This window comes from Streptomyces sp. GbtcB7 (genome assembly GCF_019091445.1).
GTDB classification, from domain to species: domain Bacteria; phylum Actinomycetota; class Actinomycetes; order Streptomycetales; family Streptomycetaceae; genus Streptomyces; species Streptomyces mirabilis.
Genome location: NZ_JAGXJM010000007.1, coordinates 321,039 through 328,500 on the forward strand (window position 1 = coordinate 321,039; position 7,462 = coordinate 328,500).

A 7,462-nucleotide genomic window follows, 5' to 3' on the forward strand; every position below is an offset into this window, starting at 1 on the left:
AGAACGGGGGGCCGATCCGGACGCCCACCGGGCACTTCGGGTCAGGGCAGCCGGACGCCCAGCGCGGTCTGCACCAGCGCCGCGTGCAGCTTCACCGTGAGCCCCGCCAGCTCCTTCGTACGGGCCTCGGCGTGCGCCCTGGTCTGCGGATTGCGGTGGCGCCGCAAAGGGGCCACCACCTGGTCCACGAGCCCCGCGTCACGTTCGGCCGCGGCCTTCATCGCGCGCAAATGGCGTGGCTCGATCCCGAACCGCCCGAGCTCGACGACGAGCGCGGCGACCGTCACCGCCTCAGCGTCATATGCCCCGTCCGGAAGCGGGGCGAGGAGTCCGTACGACTCCCACTCCTGAAGCTCCTGCTCACCGATCTCGGCGGCGGCCAGCAGCTCCGCACGGCCCACCCGGGCCGCTGTGGGTGCCTCGGGCTCCCCGAAGAGGTCACCGAGCCCACCGAACGGCTCCCCGTCGCCGGAGTCACGCTGCCGCCCCACGGACGGCAGCCGCACCGGCTCCCCACGCTCCAGAGCGTCCAGATGCTCGCGGATCACCTTCAACGGCAGATAGTGGTCCCGCTGCATCCGCAGTACGTGCCCGAGGCGCTCGACGTCGGCCTGGCTGAACTTGCGATACCCCGAGGGAGTCCGCTGCGGCTCGATGAGCCCCTCCGACTCCAGGAACCGGATCTTGGAGATCGTGACTTCCGGGAACTCGTCGCGCAGCGTGTTCAGCACCGAGCCGATGCTCATCAGCCCACTGTCCGCTGCGGCGGTACCGCTCCCGGCACCGCCGCTCGGTGATCGAAGCATGGACCTTCCTGAGGGTCCCCCCGGACGGAGTCCGGGGGAGGGTCAGATGCCTCGCTGGCTCGCGTAGAAGACCAGCCGGTACTTGCCGATCTGCACCTCGTCACCGTTCGACAGCGGGACCGAGTCGATTCGCTCCCTGTTGACGTACGTACCGTTCAGGCTGCCCACGTCGGCGACCGTGAACGAGCCGTCCGCGGCGCGACGGAACTCCACATGACGACGCGACACGGTCACGTCGTCCAGGAAGATGTCGCTCTGCGGATGACGCCCGGCCGTGGTCAGGTCGCTGTCCAGCAAGAAGCGACTGCCCGAGTTCGGACCGCGGCGCACCACCAGGAGCGCCGAGCCGAGCGGCAGCGCGTCGACGGCCGCCTGCGCCTCCGGAGAGAGCGTCGGCATCTGCGTCTGGCCGGTGACCTCGGCATCGTAGGCCTCGAGGCCCGAGATGGAGATCGTGGACGTGGTCTCGGACGGACGCTCCGGGACCGCACCGGGTCGCAGCGGCGCACCGCAGTTGGAGCAGAAGCGGCTGTTCTCCGCGTTGCGGTTACCGCACCTCGTACACACCAGGGCCGACATGGACGGATCCTCCTGCCGCGGCTGCCCCCCAGGGGCATGGGACGCGTACGGGTCGGAGGCGAACCCTCCACCCGCACTTGAGGCTGACGGTTCCCCGAAACCTATGCGTCCGGACTGGGCAGGGTCAACAGACGGCGCGCCCTGACCACCGGGAATGTCACCGACCTGGTCCCGGAACAGCGGGCGGTCGCCGCTCTGGCCCTCCGCGTCTCCATGGCGTGGTGCACGGTGTCGGGCAGTCGCGTTGTCGCTGCCCTCTCCTCGTGCGCTCTTGCCGAACAACTTCGCAAACAACTTCACGGGCGATTCCCCTTGACCGAAACAGACCCGCCCGTGGGGCAGGACGAACACTGATTGAACACACCGGTCGACCCGGACATCCTCACAACGTCCGTATCCACCAGACAGTTTCCACCACGCACCACCCATTCGGTGCGCCGACCCCCCGCAACCTCATGCCCTCGCCGGACGACGCCCATGCACCCCCGGTTCACTGGGAGGACGACCGAGCGTAGTCAGGCTGCTTCGCAGCCCGCAAGGCATCCACAATGATCTTCGTCGCACGCTCCACCGTGACGGTGGCCTGCTCCTTCTCAAGAGTCTGCACCACACCTCCGGGGATGTTGAGCGCCGGCTCAAGGTCCTGCGGTTTACCGATGACCTTGAAACGATAGGGCTGGGTGATCTTGTTCCCGTCGACGCTCACGCCCTTGCCGGAGTCGGCCAGATAGGTGCTGGCGACGACCCGTACACCGTTCACCTGGATCGCCTCCGCACCGGCGGCGCGCAGCTCCTGGATCGCGTCAAGCAGCATGTCCGCCTTGACCGTCCCCTTCGTGTCGTTGATCGTCAGCGTGATGCCGGGTCCCTGCGCCGCCACCGTGCCCGCCAGAATGCCGAGTTGCTTCTCCTTCTCGGCGGTCTGCTTGCGGGCCTCCGCGGCCTGGTTCGAGCTGTTCTCCAGCTCGGTGCGCTGATCTTCGAGACCCTGCTTCTCGTCTTCTAGACGCTGCGTACGGTTGTCGAGTTCATCGAGGATGCGTACGAGATCTTCCTGACGCGCACCGCGCAGGGCGCTGCCGCTGTCGCTGTTGGAGGCCACCTGGACGGCCAGACCGAAGCCGAGGCCGAACAGAAGCAGGGCGACGATGAGTTGCGCGCGCGTCACCCGCGGCGGCCACACCCCCTTCACCAGCCGCTGCCGGCCGGTCAGCGAGGGCTCGTCCTTCTCGTCACGCTGCTCGGTCCCCGAACTCTCGGGAGCCGCGGCCGGGACCTCTTCGGGAAGCTCCCTGCGCAGCCGGTTCTCGGGTGTCTCGCCCTCGTTGCTCATCTGCCTCACGCCCGGAAGACGTGCCGGCGGATCGCCGCGGCGTTGGAGAAGATGCGAATGCCGAGGACGACCACGACGCCGGTGGAGAGTTGGGCGCCCACGCCCAACTTGTCGCCCAGGAACACGATCAGTGCGGCCACGACCACGTTCGACAGGAAGGAGACCACGAAGACCTTGTCGTCGAAGATGCCGTCGAGCATCGCCCGCAGCCCTCCGAAGACGGCGTCCAGCGCCGCCACGACGGCGATCGGAAGGTAAGGCTCGACGACCGCCGGAACCTCGGGCCGGACCAACAATCCAGCCACGACTCCCACGACGAGGCCCAGTACGGCGATCACGATGTGCCCTTCTCTGTGCTCGGCTGTGCTGTACGTACGATCACACTCGGTGCGGCGGACAACTGGACGTCCTTTTCGACGGAAATGGCGGTCCGGATGCCGTAGTTCTCCTGCAGGGCGTGCAGATACAGGCCGTCGGCACTGTTCTGGAACCTGGTGCTGAGCCGCTCGCCGTCCCCCACCGCCAGCACCGTGTAGGGCGGCACCAGCGGCTTGTTGTCGACCAGTATCGCGTCACCCGCTGCCCTGATCGCCGACAGTGCCGTCAACCGCTGCCCGTTGATCGAGACCGACTCCGCGCCGGACTCCCAGAGCCCGTTGACGACCCGCTGCATGTCACGGTCGCGGACGCGCCCGGTGTCGGAGAACCCACTGGTCTCCCGAGGATTGCCGTCGCCGCCCTCGGTGGCTTCCTTGGCGTCGTTCACGACGAGCTTCACACCGGGCCCGTGGACGGCGACGGCACCCGACAGGACGCCCACCAGGTCGGCCTCGCCGCTGCCCCCCTGCTTCTTCAACGCCTCGTTCTGCCGGGCGCTCACATCGTCGCGCAGGGTGTCGACGCTGCTTTCGAGCTTGTCCGCTGCCGCGGTCTCTCGCTCGACGCGGTCGATGAGTTCCTGGCGCTCCTTGGCGACGACCGGTGCCGCGATCCGCGCGTTCGCCGCGCCCACGGTCACCACCAGGGCCGCGAGAACGAGACCGGCCGCGAGGCCCAGCTTCGCCCGCACCGTTTTCGGCATGCCGCCGGCACCCTCGGTCTGCCTACGGGCGGCGGCCTCGGCGTATCCGTCGTCGAGGCTGTGATCCATGACGTTGGTGAGCAGCGACATGGAGGCGTCCGGGCGCGGGGGGCGCGGAGGTGTGCTCCGAATGGGGGGCTGCTGCGGCATGCCGCACATCGTCGCACGTCGCGGGCGCTACCTCCGAATGGCCCCACCGGCGTGCCGGACAGGCCCCTTTGGGGGCACTTGTCCGGCACGCGCCTGTGCTGTCCGTTTCAGCGACCCGCGCTGTCCACGACGGCAGCCCACTCGTCGAGCAGGGCCTCCGCGGACGCGTCGTCAGGCCCCTCCGCCCACAGATGCGTCACCGCCTCGGCGGGGTCGGGAAGCACCATCACCCAGCGCCCGTCCGTCTCCACGACCCGTACGCCGTCGGTCGTGTCCACGAACCGGTCCCCGGCCGCCTCCACGACCCGGCGCATCACCAGGCCCTTGACGGCCCAAGGAGTGGCCAGGTCGCGCTTGAGAACATGCGCCCGAGGAATCCGCGCGTCGATCTGGCTCAGCGTGAGCTGAGTCCGCGCCACCAACCCGATCAGTCGTACGAAAGCCGCAGCGCCGTCGAAGACGCTGCTGAACTCCGGAATGATGAATCCGCCGCGCCCGTCACCGCCGAAGATCGTCGACTCCTCGCGTCCGACCCTCGTCAGATCGTCCGGAGACGTCGTCGTCCACTCCACCTGCGTCCCGTGGTATGCCGCCACCTGCTCGGCGATCCGCGTGGTGGTCACCGGCAAGGCCACCCGCCCACTGCGCCGCTCCGCGGCCACCAGGTCGAGCATGACGAGCAGGGCCCGGTCGTCCTCGACGATCCGTCCCTTCTCATCGACCAGCGACAGCCGCTCGCCCACCGGGTCGAAACGCACCCCGAACGCGGCCCGCGCGGACGCGACGATCTCGCCCAGCCGCACCAGACCGGCCCGCCGCGTGTCCGCCGTCTCCGTGGGCCTGGATTCGTCGAGACCGGGATTGATGGTCAGGGAGTCCACACCGAGCTTGCCCAACAGACTGGGCAACACCAGCCCCGCACTGCCGTTCGAGGCGTCCACGACCACCTTCAGACCGGATTCGGTGATACCGGTGGTGTCGACATTCCTGAGCAGTGATCCGGTGTACGAGTCGAAGACGCTGGCCGGGAAGTGCAGATCCCCGATCTCCCCCGGGAACGCACGCCGGTACTCCTGCCGCGCGAACACCCGGTCCAGCTTGCGCTGCCCCCCTTGCGACAGGTCGGCACCCTGTCCGTCGAAGAACATGATGTCGACGGAGTCCGGTACCCCGGGCGTCGTACGGATCATGATCCCGCCCGCACTGCCCCTGGCGGTCTGCTGACGAGCCACTGGCAGCGGTACGTTCTCCAGGTCGCGTACGTCGATGGCGCTGGCCTGCAGCGCCGAGATGACCGCCCGCTTCAGCGCACGGGCGCCTCGGGAGTGGTCGCGGGCCGTGGTGACGGTGGAGCCCTTCTTGAGCGTCGTCGCGTACGCCCCCGCCAGGCGCACGGCGAGCTCCGGAGTGATCTCCACGTTCAGGATTCCGGTGACACCGCGGGCACCGAAAAGATGCGCCTGACCGCGCGACTCCCAGATCACCGAGGTGTTGACAAAGGCGCCGGCCTCGATGGTCTTGAACGGATAGACGCGTACGTTTCCCTGGATGATCGATTCTTCACCGACGAGGCACTCGTCGCCGATGACAGCGCCGTCCTCGATCCTCGCGGCCCGCATGATGTCGGTGTTCTTCCCGATCACGCAGCCCCGCAAATTGCTGTGCTGGCCGATGTACACGTTGTCGTGGACCACGGCCCTGTGCAGAAAGGCCCCGCTCTTGACGACGACGTTGGAGCCGACGACGGTGTGCTCACGGATTTCGGCGCCCGCCTCGACCTTGGCGTAGTCCCCGATGTAGAGCGGGCCCCGCAGTACGGCGTCGGGGTGCACTTCGGCGCCTTCGGCGACCCATACGCCCGGGGAGATCTCGAAACCGTCGATCTCGACGTCGACCTTGCCCTCGAGGACGTCGGCCTGCGCTTTCACATAGCTCTCGTGGGTGCCGACGTCCTCCCAGTAGCCCTCGGCGATATAGCCGAAGACCGGCTTGCCCTCCTTCATCAGCTGAGGGAAGACATCACCGGACCAGTCGACCGAGACATCGGCCTCGACGTAGTCGAAGACTTCGGGCTCCATCACGTAGATACCCGTGTTGACGGTGTCGGAGAAGACCTGGCCCCAGGTGGGTTTCTCCAGGAAGCGCTCGACCTTGCCCTCTTCGTCCACGATGGTGATGCCGAATTCAAGGGGGTTCGGGACACGCGTCAGACAGACGGTGACCATCGCACCCTTTTCCTTGTGGAAATTGATGAGGTCGGTGAGATCGAAGTCGGTCAGGGCGTCACCGGAGATCACCAGGAAAGTGTCGTCCTTCAACGCCTCCTCGGCGTTCTTGACGCTCCCGGCAGTACCGAGTGGCTTCTCCTCATTGGCATAGGTGAGCTCCATACCGAGCTCCTCGCCGTCACCGAAATAGTTCTTGACCAGCGAGGCCAAGAACTGGACAGTAACGACGGTCTCGTTGAGCCCATGCCTTTTGAGCAGCCGCAGCACGTGCTCCATGATCGGGCGGTTCACCACCGGCAGGAGCGGCTTGGGCATGCTCGAGGTCATAGGACGAAGGCGTGTGCCTTCGCCTCCGGCCATCACGACGGCCTTCATGTCGGAAGCGTCCTCCTTGAAGAGACGACGGTCTAGCCGACTTCACCCGTCCTGATTGTCCCGCAGTTTTCGAGTGCGGGCCATCCGGGCACTTCAGCTGCCCCATCGGACCGAGCTCAATCGGCCATGGCGTCCGCCCTGAGAAGCCGGCGGACCTGGACCACGTAGAGGACTCCTGCCCACCAATAGAGGGTTGTACCCCACCCGGCGAACGCCCATCCGAAAATCGCGGCAAGTGACGCGAGCCATCCGCTTCCGTCGCTGAGCAGCAACAGAGGGAAGGCGTACATCAGGTTGAAGGTGGCCGCCTTCCCGAGGAAGTTCACCTGCAACGGCGGATAGCCGTGACGCCGGAGGACTGCCACGACCACCAGCAGAACCAGCTCACGCGCCAGAAGCACAGCCGTCAACCACAGCGGCAGAATCTCGCGCCAGGTGAGCCCCACAAGAGTGGACAGAATGTAGAGCCGGTCCGCCGCGGGATCGAGCAGCCGGCCGAGGCTGCTGATTTGATTCCAGCGCCGCGCGAGCTTCCCGTCGAGATAGTCGCTGACGCCGCTCAGCATGAGCACGAGCAGCGCCCAGCCGTCACTCTTGGGACCGCCGAACTCGGGCCGGAGGATCAGCCACAGGAAGACGGGTACGCCGACGAGGCGCGCCATGCTGAGGATGTTCGGGATGGTGAGGACCCGGTCCGTCTGGACGCGGGTCTCCTGGACCTCCACCCGGGGGCCTCCTGTGGGAAACGAGCCGACGATGCCCCCTGACCTTACCCGCAGCGCTCGCGTCGAGGTGCGGAGGGGTGGCGGGGCCACCGCGAAAGCAGACCTGACCCCGAACGCAGAAAACCCCCGTACCGATTTCCCGGTACGGGGGTTCTCCCTACAATTAGTTCGGCGGCGTCCTACTC

General features: G+C 67.1%; 7 protein-coding genes. All 7 read right to left on the reverse strand.

Annotation, left to right across the window (positions count from 1 at the left end; genetic code table 11):
- Positions 1-41: 41 nt before the first annotated feature.
- The gene (locus tag KVT44_RS14925) at positions 42-806 is read right to left on the reverse strand and encodes a MerR family transcriptional regulator (RefSeq protein WP_099923866.1); all 765 of its coding nucleotides are present in this window, start codon (positions 804-806) and stop codon (positions 42-44) included.
- A 42-nt stretch (positions 807-848) separates the two neighbouring features.
- Positions 849-1,814: an FHA domain-containing protein gene (locus KVT44_RS14930; protein ID WP_075033617.1), complete on the reverse strand. Its 966-nt coding sequence runs from the start codon at positions 1,812-1,814 to the stop codon at positions 849-851.
- 61 nt (positions 1,815-1,875) lie between these two features.
- A complete protein-coding gene (locus KVT44_RS14935; RefSeq protein ID WP_190169064.1) occupies positions 1,876-2,718 on the reverse strand; it encodes a DUF881 domain-containing protein in 843 nt (280 codons plus the stop codon).
- Between the two features lie 5 nt (positions 2,719-2,723).
- Entirely contained in the window at positions 2,724-3,056 is a 333-nt protein-coding gene (locus KVT44_RS14940) for a small basic family protein (protein WP_003988855.1), read from the reverse strand.
- Positions 3,053-3,889, reverse strand: a complete 837-nt coding sequence (locus KVT44_RS14945; RefSeq protein WP_229888885.1) for a DUF881 domain-containing protein — start codon at positions 3,887-3,889, stop codon at positions 3,053-3,055. Before KVT44_RS14945 ends, KVT44_RS14940 begins: the two co-directional genes overlap by 4 nt.
- A 167-nt stretch (positions 3,890-4,056) precedes the next feature.
- Positions 4,057-6,552 carry a mannose-1-phosphate guanyltransferase gene (locus tag KVT44_RS14950; RefSeq protein WP_217567397.1) on the reverse strand — a complete coding sequence of 832 codons (2,496 nt, stop codon included), beginning with the start codon at positions 6,550-6,552 and terminating at the stop codon, positions 4,057-4,059.
- Between the two features lie 116 nt (positions 6,553-6,668).
- Positions 6,669-7,277 carry a CDP-alcohol phosphatidyltransferase family protein gene (locus tag KVT44_RS14955; protein WP_054229135.1) on the reverse strand — a complete coding sequence of 203 codons (609 nt, stop codon included), beginning with the start codon at positions 7,275-7,277 and terminating at the stop codon, positions 6,669-6,671.
- Between the last annotated feature and the right edge of the window lie 185 nt (positions 7,278-7,462).